This is a genomic window from Glaciecola sp. 2405UD65-10 (assembly GCF_048820975.1).
Lineage (GTDB): Bacteria > Pseudomonadota > Gammaproteobacteria > Enterobacterales > Alteromonadaceae > Glaciecola.
The window spans coordinates 2217490-2235486 of record NZ_JBMEUF010000001.1 but is presented as its reverse complement, the minus strand read 5'-3'; the positions used below and the strand labels follow the sequence as shown (position 1 = coordinate 2235486).

The 17997-nt window shown below is 41.2% G+C and carries 18 protein-coding genes; 6 read left to right on the top strand and 12 right to left on the bottom strand.

Annotated elements, in window-relative coordinates:
- The first annotated feature begins 62 nt into the window (after positions 1–62).
- From ACOI22_RS09970 to ACOI22_RS09960, 3 genes are all read left to right on the top strand, one after another.
- A complete protein-coding gene (locus ACOI22_RS09970) occupies positions 63–494 on the top strand; it encodes a MerR family transcriptional regulator (protein WP_420671877.1) in 432 nt (143 codons plus the stop codon).
- A complete protein-coding gene (locus ACOI22_RS09965) occupies positions 481–1551 on the top strand; it encodes an SO_0444 family Cu/Zn efflux transporter (RefSeq protein WP_420671876.1) in 1071 nt (356 codons plus the stop codon). The genes ACOI22_RS09970 and ACOI22_RS09965 overlap by 14 nt, the downstream gene beginning before the upstream one ends.
- A 288-nt stretch (positions 1552–1839) precedes the next feature.
- Positions 1840–2007, top strand: coding sequence for a hypothetical protein (locus ACOI22_RS09960; RefSeq protein ID WP_420671875.1), 168 nt, complete (start codon positions 1840–1842; stop codon positions 2005–2007).
- Between the two features lie 11 nt (positions 2008–2018).
- Here ACOI22_RS09960 and ACOI22_RS09955 read toward each other — a convergent pair whose 3' ends face one another.
- Entirely contained in the window at positions 2019–2639 is a 621-nt protein-coding gene (locus tag ACOI22_RS09955; RefSeq protein WP_420671874.1) for a Tll0287-like domain-containing protein, read from the bottom strand.
- Between the two features lie 197 nt (positions 2640–2836).
- Between ACOI22_RS09955 and ACOI22_RS09950 the strand changes: the two genes are divergently transcribed.
- Positions 2837–4141 (top strand): sigma-54 interaction domain-containing protein, encoded by a 1305-nt coding sequence (locus tag ACOI22_RS09950; RefSeq protein ID WP_420671873.1) that lies wholly within the window; start codon positions 2837–2839, stop codon positions 4139–4141.
- A 153-nt stretch (positions 4142–4294) separates the two neighbouring features.
- Here ACOI22_RS09950 and ACOI22_RS09945 read toward each other — a convergent pair whose 3' ends face one another.
- The 7 genes from ACOI22_RS09945 to rutA all read right to left on the bottom strand — a co-directional run bounded on the left by ACOI22_RS09945 (position 4295) and on the right by rutA (position 10212).
- Positions 4295–5785, bottom strand: coding sequence for a CoA-acylating methylmalonate-semialdehyde dehydrogenase (locus ACOI22_RS09945; protein ID WP_420671872.1), 1491 nt, complete (start codon positions 5783–5785; stop codon positions 4295–4297).
- A 162-nt stretch (positions 5786–5947) separates the two neighbouring features.
- Positions 5948–6466 carry a flavin reductase gene (locus tag ACOI22_RS09940; protein WP_420671871.1) on the bottom strand — a complete coding sequence of 173 codons (519 nt, stop codon included), beginning with the start codon at positions 6464–6466 and terminating at the stop codon, positions 5948–5950.
- A 34-nt stretch (positions 6467–6500) separates the two neighbouring features.
- Positions 6501–7091, bottom strand: coding sequence for a malonic semialdehyde reductase (locus ACOI22_RS09935; RefSeq protein ID WP_420671870.1), 591 nt, complete (start codon positions 7089–7091; stop codon positions 6501–6503).
- Between the two features lie 35 nt (positions 7092–7126).
- Positions 7127–7900, bottom strand: coding sequence for a pyrimidine utilization protein D (gene rutD / locus ACOI22_RS09930; protein ID WP_420671869.1), 774 nt, complete (start codon positions 7898–7900; stop codon positions 7127–7129).
- A gap of 67 nt (positions 7901–7967) precedes the next feature.
- A complete protein-coding gene (gene rutC / locus ACOI22_RS09925) occupies positions 7968–8351 on the bottom strand; it encodes a pyrimidine utilization protein C (protein ID WP_420671868.1) in 384 nt (127 codons plus the stop codon).
- Positions 8352–8401: 50 nt separating this feature from the next.
- The gene (rutB, locus tag ACOI22_RS09920) at positions 8402–9127 is read right to left on the bottom strand and encodes a pyrimidine utilization protein B (protein WP_420671867.1); all 726 of its coding nucleotides are present in this window, start codon (positions 9125–9127) and stop codon (positions 8402–8404) included.
- Positions 9127–10212, bottom strand: coding sequence for a pyrimidine utilization protein A (gene rutA / locus ACOI22_RS09915; protein ID WP_420671866.1), 1086 nt, complete (start codon positions 10210–10212; stop codon positions 9127–9129). Before rutA ends, rutB begins: the two co-directional genes overlap by 1 nt.
- A 311-nt stretch (positions 10213–10523) precedes the next feature.
- Here rutA and rutR point away from each other — a divergent pair, with 311 nt between their 5' ends.
- Positions 10524–11195, top strand: a complete 672-nt coding sequence (gene rutR, locus ACOI22_RS09910) for an HTH-type transcriptional regulator RutR (RefSeq protein WP_420671865.1) — start codon at positions 10524–10526, stop codon at positions 11193–11195.
- An 18-nt stretch (positions 11196–11213) separates the two neighbouring features.
- Here the strand turns inward: rutR and ACOI22_RS09905 are convergent, their stop codons facing one another.
- Genes ACOI22_RS09905 through ACOI22_RS09890 form a run of 4 tightly spaced genes read right to left on the bottom strand, consistent with a single transcriptional unit; the run spans position 11214 to position 16116 of the window.
- On the bottom strand, positions 11214–11423 hold the full coding sequence (locus ACOI22_RS09905; protein WP_420671864.1) for a YgaP family membrane protein: 210 nt from the start codon (positions 11421–11423) through the stop codon (positions 11214–11216).
- Positions 11424–11450: 27 nt separating this feature from the next.
- Positions 11451–12752 (bottom strand): hypothetical protein, encoded by a 1302-nt coding sequence (locus ACOI22_RS09900; protein ID WP_420671863.1) that lies wholly within the window; start codon positions 12750–12752, stop codon positions 11451–11453.
- Entirely contained in the window at positions 12752–13570 is an 819-nt protein-coding gene (locus tag ACOI22_RS09895) for an outer membrane lipoprotein-sorting protein (protein ID WP_420671862.1), read from the bottom strand. Before ACOI22_RS09895 ends, ACOI22_RS09900 begins: the two co-directional genes overlap by 1 nt.
- Positions 13570–16116: an efflux RND transporter permease subunit gene (locus tag ACOI22_RS09890; RefSeq protein ID WP_420671861.1), complete on the bottom strand. Its 2547-nt coding sequence runs from the start codon at positions 16114–16116 to the stop codon at positions 13570–13572. The genes ACOI22_RS09895 and ACOI22_RS09890 overlap by 1 nt, the downstream gene beginning before the upstream one ends.
- Before the next feature lie 481 nt (positions 16117–16597).
- Between ACOI22_RS09890 and ACOI22_RS09885 the strand changes: the two genes are divergently transcribed.
- Positions 16598–17995, top strand: coding sequence for a cytochrome ubiquinol oxidase subunit I (locus ACOI22_RS09885; protein WP_420671860.1), 1398 nt, complete (start codon positions 16598–16600; stop codon positions 17993–17995).
- The last annotated feature ends 2 nt before the right edge of the window (positions 17996–17997 follow it).

The window sequence follows — 17997 nt, the reverse complement described above, 5'->3', positions numbered from 1 at the left end:
TTGACTCTAAGGTGTATACTGTTGGTATACACTTTAATGTTCCAACATGAGGGCTTTAACATATGAAAATTAGTCAACTAGCGAAAGCGACGAATTTATCTGCACATACGCTCAGATACTACGAAAAGCTTGGTTTATTGGTGCCGCAAAAAAGTATTGAAAACAACTATCGAATATACAATAGTGATGATTTAGCTACCGCGCATTTCATCAAGCGCTGCAAAGAAAGCGGCTTCAGCTTAGAGGATACTGCGGCGCTTATAAATATTAAAGATGCAAAAGACCAACACACTTGCGCAGAAGCAAAAGCAATTACCCAAAAGAAAGTGGATGAAGTACATCAGCAAATAAAACGCCTAAGTGAATTAAAACAGGTGCTCAAACAGCTTAACGATAAATGCTGCGGGGGGACTGAAAGCGCTCAATTTTGTTCCATTATCAGCCAACTAGAAAACACTCAAAACACAAAGGAGCCTGAGCATGCAACTGGCTAATAATTTTGTTTTGCTGTTCATTGAATCAGCGCCATATTTATTGTTAGGGATGTTTATTGCAGGCCTAATTCATCAATGGTTGCCCAACAAATGGATCGAAAATACCTTGGGGTCAAATAATTCAGTGTTTACCGCTGCAATTATAGGCGCCCCTTTACCCTTATGTTCGTGCTCAGTTATACCCGTAGCCATGGGAATACGAAGAAACGGCGCCAGCAAGGCAAGTACAGCAAGCTTTTTGGTGTCTACGCCTGAAACGGGGCTGGATTCTATTGGGATTACATATGCTTTAATGGGGCTCCCTATGACTATAGCCCGTCCAATTGCTGCAATTTTCTCGGCCGTGGTAACTGGTTTGAGTATTGCTTTGTGGGGGCAGCCAGAAGCAAATGACATCCATAAGCACGAAAGTAACCAGGCCAGCAAGAGCAGTTGTTGCCATGCATCGAGTAGCTGTAGCGCTGGAAATCCAGAGGCAAACAAACCAAGCTTTATAAGTGGCTTAAAAAACGTCTTTGCATACGGCTTTGGTCAGTTATTAGTAGATTTTATGAAATGGCTACTTATTGGGCTATTTTTTGCGGCATTAGTCCTTACCTATGTACCCGCCGACTGGATGGCAAGCTATGGAACAGGGCCCGTTGCCATGCTGTTAATGGTGGTAATTTCTATTCCTATGTACATTTGTGCAACCGCATCAACACCAATTGCCGTGGGGCTAATAATGGCAGGCGTATCACCCGGTGCAGCGCTCGTATTTATGTTAACGGGCCCTGCAACCAACATTGCTACCCTAATGATCATTAAAAATGAACTAGGTGCTCGTGAATTAGGTATCTACTTGGTGGCGCTAATTGGCTCAGCACTCTTATCAGGGTTTGTGGTAGATGCTTTATTTGATCAATTCTCCTTTAGTTTAGATTTAGTTCATGGCGAGCACTCAGATATGCTAAGCATTGTGCATCAGTTAGGCGCTGTTATTCTAGCTGCTTTACTTGTTTGGCAAATGCTAAAGCAGTTAAAAAGTCTCCTAAAGGCAGAAACTAAAAACGGATAGATGTTAGAAAGTTGTAATTGGGTGACGCAAGCTGTATTATTTTTGTACAGGCTTTTGTGCTTTTGAATGTAATTACTCGTATGGTCAGCTGTTGATATTGTAATGGGCTGGTAGTTAGGGAGAATGAGCCCTATGTTCATACCCACTATGTAAAATGTTCATAACTGCTTAAGATTTATGTTGAGGGCTGCATTAAAGCCTTTGATTTATAGGTGTTTTTATTTTTTATCAGAAAGGTTTGATACTTGCAAAGTATAAGTATCAAACACTTAATTAGTAGGTAATATAATGAATCAATTTAACCTAACACAAACAAACAACATGGCTACTTCTTCAAAGGCTGCAATACTCACTCGTAATGCGGCTCATGATGAATACATCGATGATTTAATAGAGCTCACAACGGGTCTAAGCCCTGAAGAGTTTGATGAGCTATATCCTGAGCTTGCAAGGTAATCCCCCTTTACTTAGAGCGACTTGCGTAGAGTAAACGCACCACGTATATCTTCAAGTGTATATCCAATCGCTTTATCATTCGGGTAGTTTTTATCTGTCGTAGCTTTAAGTGATGGCTCTACATTGCTTCCATGGCACGCCAAGCAAACTTGGCCGGTGGGAATAGCTTTCATATAGCGAAAGCGATTTTCATTTACATCAATGGCTGACAATTGATTAGGTGATACACCTTCTTTAAATTTTTTATCAAAATCTTGTAATTTTTCCTGTTCCCATGCATCGGGTTTGTTTGCAGCGTTTCGCGTTTTTAAACTGGTTCTAGCGAGCGTCCACCCATCTTTTGATACGCTCTTGGCTATTTCAGGCGCTTGTTCTTTACACACCTTAACCGCACTAGCAAATCCTTCTGCTTGAATAGCGCCTACAAGTACTGTTTTCAATTGCCCAGAGAATTGCTTAATTTTTTCGTTAGCTTGCATTTCCAGCGAATTAATACTCTGACTGTTTAACTCACCTTCGGATCTACTGTTTGCATCAAGGGTGTTGCTTTGAACTTGAGTTTGGGCGGTACTGCCGCTTGTGAAACTGAGACTAAAACTAGTGATGATAATTACAGTAATTAGTGCTTTCATGGTTTATTCCTAGCGTTGAATTTTTGCATATACATATGTGGAGTAATCAAGAGTTGTGCCATCCTGCTGAAGGATTAAATATCTGATTTGGTTAGAAAATTTTTTAAATAAATGAATGATAGTAAAGTTTGCCTTGTAAATGCTGCCAAATTTGTCAATCATTAGGTCATAATTGTCAGCGCGGCTTAGGTAGTAAAATGAACATTTCCATTGTGCAATCAATGATTAATTCTATTGATAAACCTGCAATATTTATCAATACACAGTACGTAATACTAGCAGTGAACGACGCATACCGAGATACTTACGAAAATGAGGTGAGGGTAGGTAACAGCCGCTGCTATGAAATTTCACATGGGCATTCTAAACCTTGTGATCAGCATGGTGAGCAGTGCCCTATTCAAGCGTGTCAAAGTACCCAGCGAGCGAGCAGTGTTATGCATGTTCACAATACAGATTTTGGTAAAACGTATTGTGATATTTTAATGAAACCAGTGAAAGACGAAAATGGTATTACCACCGGTTTTTTAGAGATACTCGATAAAATAAATTTTGCTTCTGTTGAATCAGAAAAAAACAAAATGCTTGGCACTTCTGTGCCTTTCAAAAACATGTTAACTAAAATTAATCGAGCCGCCAAAGCCGAAATCTCAGTTTTATTACATGGTGAAACTGGAACAGGTAAGGAATTAGTTGCTAAGGCTTTGCATGATGCAAGTAGACGAAGCAAAAAGCCCTTTGTTGTAATTGAATGCACGGGGCTTAATGAAAACTTATTTGAGTCAGAATTGTTTGGTCACGAGAAAGGCTCGTTCACAGGGGCGGTGCAAAATAAAAAAGGTTTGATAGAAGAGGCTCAAGGTGGCACCGTTTTCTTTGATGAAATTGCTGACGTTACCTTAAGTATGCAGGTAAAACTGCTGCGCCTAATTGAAACCCAGTGTTATCGAACGGTAGGCGGGACAAAACTAAAAAAAGCAGATTTTCGCTTAATTTGTGCCAGTCATAAAAACTTACTGAACTTAGTAGAGCAGGGTTTGTTTAGAAAAGACTTATATTATCGCATTGCCGGTTTCCCTATTTCATTGCCATCTTTAAGTGAGCGCCAAGATGATATTCCAGCTTTAGCCAATCACTTTTTGCAAGGGAGCGAAATGAAGTATAAAAAGTTCTCGAAGGCAGCTATGAAGCACCTTTGCGAATACTCATTTCCAGGCAATATTCGAGAATTGAAAAGTATTGTGGAGCAATCGGTGTTACTGGCTGACGAAGACATAATTGAACTGAATGACTTGCCTGAACAAACAAAAGTGAAAGGTGCTGTAAATAATGTTTCGAATTTACCAGAAACCTTAGTTTCCTTAGATGAGTTAGAAAAGCGCTACTTAACGAATCTGTGCATTGACCCTAAACACACCATTGATGAATTAGCTGAGAAACTTGATGTAAGTACTCGCACACTTTATAGGAAGCTACAAAAATACGGTTTGAAATATGAATAACATGGCGTTATTGATATGTTGTGGACTGAGCTCGTAAACTGAGTGTATATGATTGCTCATCACCCTCGATTTTTCGAGGATGATGAGGTTTTATTTATTCACGCAGCATTGCGTGAATGTGAGAGGCTGTTACCGTATTCTTAATATTTTGACCTAGCTAGGAAAGGCGAAGCTTACTCCTTCGCGTATACCACTTGATGGCCATCTTTGGGTAATAGTTTTACGTTTAGTGTAAAACTTAACGCCATCAGGGCCATAGGCATGTAAATCACCAAACAGTGAACGCTTCCAACCGCCAAAGCTATGATACGCCACAGGCACAGGCAGAGGCACGTTAATTCCCACCATACCCACTTGAATATTATCTGAAAAGTAGCGAGCGGCCTCACCATCACGAGTAAAGATACAGGTACCGTTTCCATACTCATGATCGTCAATAAGTTGCATGGCTTGCTGCATGGTATCTACGCGAATAACTTGTAAGACCGGGCCAAATATTTCGGCCTTGTAGCTATCCATATCGGGAGTAACACCATCTATTAAGGTGGCGCCTATAAAAAAGCCATTATCAAAGCCCTTCACTTTAGCTTCACGGCCATCAACTACTATTTTGGCACCTTGTTGCTCAGCGCTTGCTAAATACGCGCTAACCTTATCTCTGTGCTGGCAACTAATTAGCGGGCCAAAATCATTACTTGCGTCGGTATAAGCGCCTACTTTCAAATACGTCATGGCTTGTTGCATTTTGCTTACTAGGGTATCACCTGCTTTTTCACCCACGGCCACCACTACCGATAGCGCCATACAACGCTCCCCTGATGATCCAAATGCTGCACCTAATAATTGGTTAACCGCGTTATCCATGTCGGCATCAGGCATAACAATAGCGTGATTTTTAGCGCCGCCAAGCGCTTGGCATCGTTTACCGGCTGCATTAGCCGTAGTGTAAATATATTCAGCTATGGGCGTAGAGCCAACGAAGCTAACGGCCTTTACGGTGGGGTTTGTTAATAATTCGTCTACGGCCTCTTTGTCACCATTTACCACGTTCATTACGCCGTCTGGCAAGCCGGCTTCTTTTAATAATTGTGCTATAAACAAGGTTGAGCTAGGTGCCCGTTCAGAAGGTTTAAGAACAAAAGTGTTGCCGCATGCAATGGCTAGCGGAAACATCCATAGCGGCACCATAGCAGGAAAGTTAAAAGGGGTAATCCCTGTAACTACGCCTAAGGGCTGAAACTCACTCCATGAATCAATATTAGGGCCAACGTTTTTACTATGCTCGCCTTTTAACAGTTGCGGAGCACCGCAGGCAAACTCAACATTCTCAATGCCTCTTTGAATCTCGCCAGCCGCATCATGGCTAATTTTGCCATGTTCTTGGCCAATTAATTCTGCAATATGCTCGGCATTATCCTCTAGCAACTGTTTAAATTTAAACATTACTCTAGCGCGTTTTAAAACAGGCGTATTTCGCCATGCAGGAAAAGCCGCTTGTGCAGTTTCGATTGCTTCTTGAACAGTTTGGCTTGAGGCCAGCAGTACTTGCTTTTCCACCTTGCCCGTTGCGGGGTTCGTTACATCTTGGGTTCGCCCTTCGGGCTCTACAATGTGGCCGTTAATATAATGTCCAATTGTTCTCATATCTTTTCCTCAAACACAGCAATGCCAGCTACAACAATATAGCTTGCGGCACGCTGAATAGTTTTATTTATAAAACGAATAGTTATCGGCAGTGCTAGTTTTATATATCAACTGCCGTTAATTTCTTGAATAAAAGTAACTCTGTTACTTTTTTAACTGGGTTTAGCCTAAATGGTGATACGCTCTTTGATAATAAACTAACGCGCCAGCCTGCTCTTTTTGCTTAATGCCTACCACTTCGCAAATAATCACATCGTGGGTGGCAACGCTTTTCATTTCTACAATATTGCAATCAAACGATACTGCTGACTCCTCTAGCACTGGCGCACCGGTAACTAATGTTCCCCAAGTGCCCTGTGTAAAACGCTCAGGCATCACGGCTTTTCCGCCAAATATGTTTGATAAATTGTCTTGCCCGGCATCTAAGGTGTTTATCACTAAACTTTTAGCGTTTTCAAAGGCTTTATACACCGATGCTCCGCGGTTTAAGCACACCAATAGCGTGGGTGGGTTGTCACTTACACTGCACACGGCTGTAGCGGTAAAGCCCGCTTTGTTTTGTTCTGAACCGGTAGTCACAATATTCACTGTGCCAGGCAAGGCCGACATACCCTGTTTAAAATCTTCTGATGAAACACACTGCTTTGTGTTATCTAATGTCACTTCTTTTAATGCACTCATGGTTGCTGAATCTCCTAGCCTAAATATGTTTGTATTAAACGATTTTACAAGCTTGCTCAAAGGCTAAGCGAGGTAAGCGTTTGTGGACTTTTTCTTTGTCGCCATAGCCAAGGTTAATTAAAAAGTTAACCTTCCATGTACTGTTTGGGAAAAAAGTGTCATTTAATAATTGGGGGTTAAATCCACTCATGGCACCGCAATCTAGGCCTAAAGCGCGCGCAGCACTTATTAAATAAGCGCCCTGCAATGAACTGTTTCGCATGGCGGTTTCATATGCCGCTTCTGGACTACCTGTAAACCAACTTTTAGCGTCAGCGTAAGGAAACAAAGTAGGGAGCTCCTCATAAAACTCTTCATCATAGGCCACAATGACGGTACACGGCGCTGTCATGGTTTTATCTAAATTACCGCTAGATATAGATGGCTTTAGCTTTTCTTTACCTTCTTCAGACATCACAAATACAAAGCGAGCAGGGCTACAATTTGCTGACGTAGAGCCTAATTTAACCATGTCGTATAGTTGCTCTATTAAGGCTTCAGGAATAGGCTTATCTTGCCAATTTGAGTGCGTGTGGGCATCGTAAAAAAGCTGTGAAAGTGCAGCGTCGCTTAAAGGTGTTGTCATGAATAATGTCCAAAAATTGTGTAAAAAATTAAAAGTTAAGTGCTTAAAAATGCGAGCAGTTTTTCGTTAAATACAGTTGGCGTAGTCACGGTGCTAGCATGCCCACCATATTCGTAAATTGCCAGCTCGGCATTGGGTAACAAGCCCGCAAGCACTTCAGATCTTTGCCAAGGCACTAACATATCGTCTTTATTGGCAAACACTAAGGTTGGCGTAGTAACGGTTGCTAAACTTGCTTCTATATCAAATTCGCTTAAAGCATGAATCCTTGCTAGTAAATTCTGTTTGTTAGGGAAAGACGCTAACATGTGTTGCTCTTCTTCTTCGAGCATATCGATGTTATTCATAATCCAATCAGGTGGATACAAAAACAAAGCTTGCGCCTGTAAATACATTTGCGGCGGGCTGTTATCTAATAAGGACTTTCTTACTCTAAAACAACGCAAGCTATGCTCATTTGGGCTACTCCATGCGTTTATTAGCACTAAACTCGTGAGCAATGCAGGCCTTTGCACAGCAATTTGTAAGCCTACTAGCCCGCCCAGTGCATGACCAACAAAATGGCAGTGCTTTACCTCTATACTATCTAATAACGCAAGCAATTCTGTTGCCATAGATTGAATAGAGTACCCGCTAGGTAAATCTGCAGGGCTTCGGCCTGTCCCATTTTGGTCATATACTATTACTCTATAACTGCTTGTTAAGGCAGGCAGTTGAGCTTTCCAAAAATGAGCAGAGCCCCCTAATCCAGAGCTTAAAACAATAGTTGTTGCATCTGGAAGCTCAGACCCCAGTATTTCAAAATACATCTTAATACCTTATTTTACCTGCAGTGTTAGTAACGCTTTGCTTGCACAGCACACTTAGTCAAATGCATTAGCCTATATGAGCAATACTTGCTATTTCTACGAGCGCTTCAGGTTTAACTAAGCCACACTGAATGCAATAGCGAGCGGGTTTTTCACCAGGAAAATACTCGGCATACACTTTGTTCAATGCTGGGTAGTCGTCCCAATTGGTGATCATGATCGTGTTAAACGTTATGTCATCCATAGTGCCACCAGCAGCTTCAACTACACTTTTAATGGTTTCTAAAATGTAACGAGTTTGCGCCTCGGCATCTCCAACGTGAACAATATTGTTGTCTTTATCAAAGGCTAAAGTGCCTGATACATACAAAATATTATCTGCCATAGAGCCAGGTACAAAAGGAGCAATAGGAGTACTAGTGCCTGGTGGTATAATTGCTTTTTTACTCATGCTTAATTTCCTTACATTTAGTTTTTATGGTAATTATTTGCTAGTGTTATTTACGCCAGCACTTCACAAAATTCATCAACACTAGACACCCAGCCAAAAAAGGTGGCAATATTAAACAGCGCTGATTCTTGAATTACATTTGAGCCAGCTTGATAGGTGGCATCAGCTAATACAACGCCAAAATACTCTAAGAAAAACCCATCTCGTAAGGTTGATTCCACACACACGTTAGTCGCAATACCTGTAAATACTAAGTTTCGAATGCCACGGCTGCGCATCATGCTATCTAAGTTAGTATTAAAAAATCCGCTATATCGCGTTTTAGGAATAACAATATCCCCTTCTTGAGGGCTTAACTCATCAACCAGCTCATAGTCCCACGTGCCTTTAGCTAATAGCGTACCCATTAGTTCTGGGTTTTTACGCATAGTTTTTAAGGCGTTCGATTTATACCAATTTGGAGAGCCAGGGCCGCCGGCTTCCGCGTATTTGTTATCCCAACCATTTTGAAAAAATACAATTGGCATATTCGCTTTTCTGGCAGCGGCTATCGCCTTAGCGGTTTGGGTAATAACAGGGCCCGTACTTGAGATATCAAATCCAGCTTTATCCAAATACCCATTTTTACTGGCATATGCATTTTGCATATCAACTACAATTAAGGCGGTTTCTGTTGTGTTCAGTGCCAAAGGTTCTGGCTTTGCAGGTAATACAACTTCATTGGCATTGTTGCCGGTACAGTAACCGGCAACGGAGAATTCTGTAATATCAGACATTATGCAACTACCGCTGTTTTAATATGTTGGCGAGATTTCATAAGTGGTTGGATCTTTTGGCCATAATCATCCATACCTTGAATGAAATCATCAAAGGTTAACAACACACCCTCGCATCCTGGCACCGTATCTATTTCATCTAACATGGCGGCAACCGAGGCATAAGAACCCACTAATGTACCCATATTTAAATTAACCGCAGATGTTGGGTCAGTCATGTCTCGAATATTAGTATCTTTGCCTGACTTTTTATCCATCGCGCCTTGCTGCGTCATCCAATCTAAGGCTGATTGGTCTTTACCGTCCTTATACATTTGCCATTTCTCCATAGCCTTTTCGTCAGTGTCGTCAGCAATAACCATAATCAATACCACCGAACCCACTTTTCTACCTTTTTCGTCAGCGACTACTTTTAAACGCTCTGCCGTAGGTGCAAATGCAGTTGGCGTATTTACACCTTTACCAAAACAGAAATTGTAGTCAGCATGTTCAGCTGAGAAAGCCATGCCAGCGTCACTCTGCCCTGCACAAATAATAGGAATTTTGGATTCTGGCATCGGCTTCATACGGCAATCATCCATTTGGAAATGCTCGCCTTTGAAATCACTGCTTCCGGTTTCCCAAAGTTCTTTACATACTTTTATGTACTCACCCAAATAACCATAGCGACTAGAGAAAAATTCATCGCCAGGCCACATTCCCATTTGGGAATACTCCGGACGTTGCCAACCGGTAATGAGATTTACACCAAAACGGCCATGAGAAATAGAATCTATAGTAGCTGCCATGCGTGCAACAATCGCAGGTGGCATCACTAACGTGGCTGCTGTTGCATATAGCTTAATTTTTGAAGTAACTGCCGCCAGCCCTGCCATAAGGGTAAAAGACTCTAGGTTATAATCCCAAAATTCAGTATCGCCCCCAAACCCTCTTAACTTGATCATAGATAAAGCAAAGTCCATATCGTACTGCTCTGCTTTTTGCACTACCTCTTTATTCATATCAAAACTAGGTTTGTATTGAGGAGAAGTCTTTGAAATTAACCAGCCATTGTTACCAATTGGAATAAATACGCCTACGTCCATGATTGCCTCACTTATTTTTAATTATTTTTATTACGTGCAACTAACATATTTTGTAAGTAGTAAGCCGACGCGTATAAAATTGCTTAGTTGTTAAACAATAAGCATGGCTTAGCATAAATTAGACCAGATGGTAAAAAGCCATATTAAACAGTGAGATACATTAAAGGCGTTGTGTTAAGTGGACCAAATGGTCCAAGTTATTGCGTAATATTCGTGCAGCTACGCACAAAAAAGATGCGCTGGAGAAAACCTAGATTATTTTAGGCAGGGGTATTAGAATTCTAAGCTAGTCATTTAAGGATTCATTTACCTTGTCATCAAAAATAACATCAGGCAACACAAGGCCATCACAAACACTAAACAGCGGCACTAAACGTAGCCAAGCAAAGTTAGATAAAAAGAGTGCAATAATGAAAGCGGCGCTAGAATTATTTTCTCGCCATGGTGTAAAAGGTACCAGAGTTGAGAAAATAGCTGCCTTGGCCAAGGTGTCTAAAACTAACTTACTTTATTATTTTAAGAGTAAAGAACAACTCTACATAGAAGTCATGCAGCAATTGTTGCAGGTTTGGTTAGCCCCATTGGCAAGCTTTAATGAAGAGCAAGACGCTGTAGAAACGATTAAAGACTACATTAGAGTTAAGTTAGAATTATCAAGGGATCACCCTGCTGAATCTAGATTGTTTTGCATGGAAATGCTTCACGGTGCGCCTTTACTAGAAGAACAGCTAAAATTACCACTAAAAGAGTTGGTTGATTCAAAAGCGATGGTTATTAATGCATGGATTAAGGCCGGTAAAATAGCACCCGTAGACCCATACCATTTAATTTTCACTATTTGGTCTACTACCCAACATTATGCGGACTTTCGTATTCAAATTGAATCTATCACAAACAACAGTCTAGATGACCCAGCTTTTTTTAAGAGTACGCTTAACAACTTACAAAACATCATACTGCAAGGTGTGCAGCCTTCGCAGTAATGATGGTGACCGTAGGTTTTACGCAGCCAATTCTTTCTCAGTTTTAAAACCAAATACTTTGCGCAGAACAATAGTCGCCGGGCAAAATCCAGTAAAGCTTTGTTGAAACAAATTCGCGCCAACAAATACGGTTAACCAAACAAAGTTTGGATGAACCCATACTGTTAAGGCAACTGACAATAACACCATAAAACCGGCAAAAGCCGTTAACGCTCTTTCTGCTGACATAACTCACTTCCTTTCATTTATAACTAACTAATAAAAATACCTAAAGCGAACAAATACATTGCTCGCGTCTTGAAATTGATTGTAAAAAGTATGTGCATCTTCACCGTAGAATATATTCATGCCGCCAGTTAAGCGCCAAGTATCTTGAGGGCTGTAATCAGCGCTAAATTTTAAATAGCCATCATGGTCACTGGTGGAATAGAAATTAAACAAATTTATATTTAAAGTTTGTTGCAAGGCTCGGTAATGCAATCGCTGGGTAAGTACCACTCGATTGTGGGCAGGCTCAAATTGCCTTGCAGGGCTTGCTTGAGTTAACGCGCTATAGTCTAAAGTACGCTCTAGGTAAAACTGAGCACTACCGGTAAGGTTTTTGATAAGCTCTTGTTCGTAGCCCACTAACCAGCGGCTTTGGCTATTCGGAATAAGGGGCTTGTTTCCATCGCTATCGTCTTTAGAATCATAGAAAGCAAATTCAGCGTTCAATAAACCTTTAGCAAAAGGCGTTCTGAGGCTCGCGCCGTAAACATTTAAGGCCGAAAAATAAGGCAATCCTATTGCAGTGGTTGCGTTTGGTGACTTCTGAAAACCTTTGTAGGCATAAAACGCATACTCGGTAGAGCGAATGGTTTTGTAAACGCGTAAAGCATATTCAGCTGAACTAGGCTTTTCAGGGGAGTTTACCTCAAAGCCTGGGGCTATATTTTGTTCTGCAATAGGGGAAAAAAACGAGAAATAATCCCCATTTATGTAGATGTCAGGGGTAAATTTAGGGGTAATAACAAGGTCAATATTGGCCCAGTCGTAAAAGCCTGAAAATTTAGCCGACATCGAGGGAGCCTTTAAATATTCATCATCTCTGCCGGCGAAGAACGATTGATAATCTTTGGCAAACATATCATTTAAAAACAGATAGTCACCCGTGCCCCATGTTAATACCTGTTGGCCTAGTTTTGCATCAATGTTATTGCCCCAATCACCTAGCCACGATAAATTACCTTGCCATGCAAGCTCGCGCAATTGTGCTTTGCTCTGATCTAATACGCCATCGTAATAAAAATCAGCTGATAAACTCACCCGCGATTGTGCAAAGCTTTTATCAAATTGAATTTGGCCGCGCAAATCACCCAAACTGGTACGCGAGCCTATAGCAATATCAGCATTAATACGTTGGCCTAAAGACGCTTCTAAGAAACCGCTAATGGTGTAACTTTTGGACTCTTCCTCTTCCCACTCGCCCATATCCCACTCATCTTCTTGAGCAAGTGCAGCGGGTGCGACTACAAACGCAGCCAACATTGCCAATAACAAACACCCAAAACGCTTCATTAGTTCAACCATTGCTGAGGAGGATTGCGCAGACTGCGCTCGGTGAACACTCCGTCATCTAGGCCAAGATCATATTTAACATTGCGAAACTCCATAAGGGTGTATGCACCTGAGGTCAAATCACTTACTTTAGAGCGCACTACCGTAGGGTAGCCTTGTATATTATTAACTTGCACGGCTTCTACTCTTCGATAGTTGTTGCCGCCTTTATTAAAAAAATCAATGAGCATTGGTAATTTGGTTTCTTTATTAATACTCACAATATAATGCTCAAATTCTACTGAACTTGGATCTTTAGGTGTGGCTTTGAGCATATACACATCGCTAGTTTCATCATGCAAAACAAAGTTATCTTCTAAAATAGCGCGGCCAGACACATCTTCGTAAAAAAAGTGAGAACCCACAAACGAAGTGCGTTTATCACCTGCAGAAATGCGTTTAACTAAATCAAGTGCAGGCAAGTACAACCAGCGGTCATCATCTACTGATGTATCAACATGCTTTTCGACTCTAAAAACGGTGTCTTTTACGTCTGAGGGGCGCGAAAAGAACACCATCATTTGTTGATCGCCGTTGTCACTTATATCGCGGCGCAGTATTGTGAACTGGCGCTGCTGCTTGCGTCCTTGGCTATCTACTATCATCATTCTAGCGCTTGAACTGCCATCTTTACCGGCATAGTAAGCGGCCTTTTCAGAACTTTTGATAAGTGCATTTATATCAATTGCTTCATTGTTATCGTTAACTGCGGCGCTAATTAGAAAGCTTGTTGCCAACAGGCTGCATACCACCAAATGTTTAATTGTAGCTTTCATCATTATTCCTTCACTTTTTTAAATATAATGCCTTCGCCCATTGTGATAACCGATGGGAGAATGAGCAAGGTGACCAAGGCAGAAATAGCCATAATACTGGCTAAAAATATGCCCACTGTGATGTAGGGGACTAAAGGTGCGAATAGTAAGGGTGTAAAGCCTAAAGCAATTACCAACGCATTTCGAGTAATTGCGGTGGCAGGCTCATCAAACATTATGGCAAAGGTTTGCTTTAAGTTTTTGGTTTGTTTATGCACTTCTCGTGTGCGTTCTAAAAAGTGAATGGCAAAGTCAACCGACAACCCCAATGTAAGGGCTGAAAGTACGGCTATGGGCATGTCATAGTCTTTGCCAATTATGCCTATTAAGCCATATATAAAGGTAATAGTAATGGTGAGCGGAAGCATGGCTAACAAGCCAAAAATAAGTGAGCGAAATAACACCACCATCATAATAAATACAATAACAAAGGCACTTACTAAGCTATCAAGCATGCCAGCAACCATGTTGTCTTGCCACACTACGTTTAAGTAGGCTTTTCCGGCCCAGCCCAGTTTTATATCATTGGGCAGTGGGTTTGTTTCAGTAAAGTCATTAACCAAAGCAATGACTTGGCTCATATCTTGGTTGTCGCCCGAGGTTAGCTGCAGCCACACCAAGGTTTGTTGAAAGTTAGGTGTAACAAAATGCCATAGGTCATTAGGGCGATGAGATGACTGATACTGCAACAAAGTTTGGGCAACTGCGGCATTTGAATGTGGAATAGTGTAATCGCCTTGCATGCCCGAGCGCAATTCGCGGTTGACCACTTTCGTGACGTCGCTTAGGGAGTTGGATTTTCCAACTAAACCCGAAGCTTGTAAGTGATTTTGCAGTTGTTCAATATAAGCAAGTAATTCAGGTGATTGAAACACCTTTGACTGGCTCAGCGCAGTTTCGGCTTGGCCAAGTAAGCCTTCTAAATAACTCAGTTCTTCATCACTTACATCTGAAAATAGTTTATCATCAATATCCAACAGCAATTGTTGATACTGCTCGTTTACCGGTTGCCCCGTTAATGCTTGTTGGGTGTTACTTACCCATGTTGTTAGAGAGCTTGGTTGGCCCTGAGCGAGTAAATCAGCAATTGGCACAAGCGCCTTATTTGAACTTAGCACAATGTAGGCATCATAAGTGCCGGCAAAATTCTCGTTTAAGACTTTGTCAGCCACGCGAATTTCATGGTTTTGTTTAAACCACCTAACAGGGTTATCGTTTATTTGAATTTGCGTAATACCCCAAACCGATACAGCGAAAACAGCAGCGAAACTAAGCACCAGTAACACTCTGAATTTTAAAGCGAAGGCCCCTAAGCTTTTAGCAATGGCAGCAATTTTACTGCCACCGTGCTGAGAATGCATCACACTTTGCAGCTTTTGAAGTGACGATTCATTCATACGAGATAAATAAGCCGGCATAAATATAATGGTGGTTAAAAATGCGAGTAATATTCCAGTGCCTACAAACGCACCGAATATTTGTACCGGCGGAATCGGTGTTAGCATTAAGGAATAAAACCCAATAGATGAGGTAATTGAGGTATACAACATTGGGGTGAATAAATGTCCTACCACTTCTTCAATGGTGTCTTTTAAATCTCTACCTGGTTTATGACGGTCACTAAACTCTGACAATATATGCACTGAATCAACCACTGCAATTGGCATTAAAAATATTGCAATCATTGATGACATTATATGCACAGTAAACCCTAATCCTATTAAGGCCCCCATAGTGATGAGTACGGTTGCCATAGCAACTACCATGGGGGCAATAATAAGTGGGATGTTTCTAAAAAATAGAAATAGAAGCATAAAGATGGTTAAGCCTGCAAGTGGCGCTGAAATTCCCATTTGAATAAACATTTCCACGCCAAACTGGTCTTCTGCAACAGGTAAACCGGTAATATACCAATTCGATGCGCCTTCTAGCTGGTCTATTTTACTGCGAATTTGTTCTGCAATATTGTAGCTTTCATTCTTATCTTTTATGGGAACGTATATGGCCGCCGCTTTGCCATTACTCGATGCAAGAGTATCTTGCAGTAGCGGTAAACGAGCAAGGTTTTCCTTAATTGTTTCACTTTGAGCCTCACTACTTGGAGGCGCAGACATCATCCATTCGAAACGAATGGTGCCGGGCTCACTTTGGGTAATATTATCAACCGTTGATATAGACATTAAATCGGCTGAAATTACACCGTCAATTGCCATTATTGACTCAGTAATGACATAAATGTCAGTTAGAGTGCTGGGAGTGAACACACCGCTTGCATCGCTTTCATTGACTACGCCAACCACTATTGCATCATGCATGGCAAAGCGGGTTTTTACCTCGTTATGAAACACGCGTGCAGGATGCTCTGCATCAAGCATGTTCTCTGGGTCGGTATCTATCTGAATGCGCGGGATTTGAGCGCAAAACAGCAGAGTAATAACAAGCAAAAATCCATACACCAACTTAGGCTTTTGGGTGCAAAAATGGACTAGTTTCTGAGCGGTATTGTTCATTAAAATAAATATCTATTTATAGGTTTTAACTGAGTAAGCAAAAAACGAACCATGCAATGAACAATTGAATATATAGATAAATTAACTATACTAAAGTTTAATTTTTTGTGATTACCTAAACTTAATTACGACAATCATGACAAATTTGCTGTCAAATATGGCGAAGCAGTAGTGAAGAGAGCTATAAAATCTTGGTGTTTCGCTAACATTAAGCGCTTATTTCAAGCAACTTTTTGCGTTAATGTGAAATAAGGCAAGCATGAATTTTAAGTTAAAGCATTGTTTTAACATGGTTTTTATTGGGCGCTAAAACTTTAACGCTTTTTCGCAAACAGCGAACGCAAAGAATGGATCGATTTGTGCAAATGTATACAAAAAGGCGTATTTAGTAGCTGCGTTTTTATGCATTAACTGAGCAAAGTGCTCACAAATGTTTGGCCTTCTCTTAGCAGAAATAAGTCAATTTAATATAGGTAATAAGATGGAATTAGATCCCCTAGTACTCTCGCGCATTCAATTCGCATTTGTTGTTTGCTTCCATGCTATTTTCCCGGTTTTCACAATTGGGCTTGCTAGCACAATAGCTGGGTTTGAAGCCTTGCATTTCAAAACGCAAAACCCAATTTGGCAAAAACTATCTAAATTTTGGATACAAGTTTTTGCGGTTGTTTTTGGTATAGGCGTTGTGTCGGGCATTGTTATGTCATTTCAGTTTGGCACAAACTGGAGTAACTTCTCATACGCAACCGCCAATTTTTTAGGCCCCGTTTTAAGTTATGAGGTAGTTACTGCGTTCTTTTTAGAAGCCGCCTTTTTAGGCGTGTTGTTGTTTGGTCGTGAAAAGGTTCCCCAAGGCGTGCATTTATTCGCAGCAATAATGGTAGCAACGGGTACCTTTATATCCTCATTTTGGATATTAGCGGCTAACTCCCTTATGCAAACACCGCAGGGCTTAGAGCTAGTAAACGGTATGTACTACGTTACCTCTTGGACTGAATCTTTATTTACGCCGTCATTTGGTTATAGATTCGCGCATATGGCTTTGGCATCATTTTTAACAGCCTCGTGCGTAGTAGCGGGTGTAAGTGCCTGGTTTGTTCTACAAAAAAGAGAATTTGAAGCCAACCGCAAAGCATTATCAGTGGCTTTATGGTTTTTACTAATTCTTGCTCCCATACAAGCTTTAGTGGGTGATTTTCATGGCTTAAATACGCTAAAACACCAACCTATTAAAGTGGCTGCTATGGAAGGTAACTGGGACACGGGTAATGGCGTACCTCTACTATTGTTCGCAATCCCTGACAAAGAAGCCCAAAAAAATCATTTTGAACTTAAGATCCCAGGCTTAGCTAGCTATGTGCTAACCCATGACTGGGAAGGGGAAGTGCCCGGTTTAAAAGATGTACCAATTGAAGAGCAGCCTCCGGTGTTTACTGTGTTTTGGTCATTTAGAGTTATGGTGTTAATGGGCTTGTTAATGATAGCGTTTGGACTTTGGGGATTAGTGCTGCGCAAAGGGGGTCGGTATTATCAATCAAACGCTTTTTTACAAGGTTTGCGCTTTATGAGTATTAGCCCATTTTTGGCGGTGCTATCAGGTTGGATTGTAACCGAAGCAGGGCGTGCACCGTGGTTAATTTACGGGCAAATGACTCATGCGCAAGGCTTAACGCCCTCTATAACTGGCGGCATGGCATTATTTACTTTAATAGGCTACATCATTGTATACGCACTGGTATTTAGCGCCGGCGTGTATTACTTACTCAAAGTGTTTAAGGGCGGGATTGAAAAAGCCAATAAACCACATGAAATGTCAGAAGTTGAACGTCCAGCAAGACCGTTCTCTGCAGCACACGTTGCCATTGATGGGGAGGAATAATC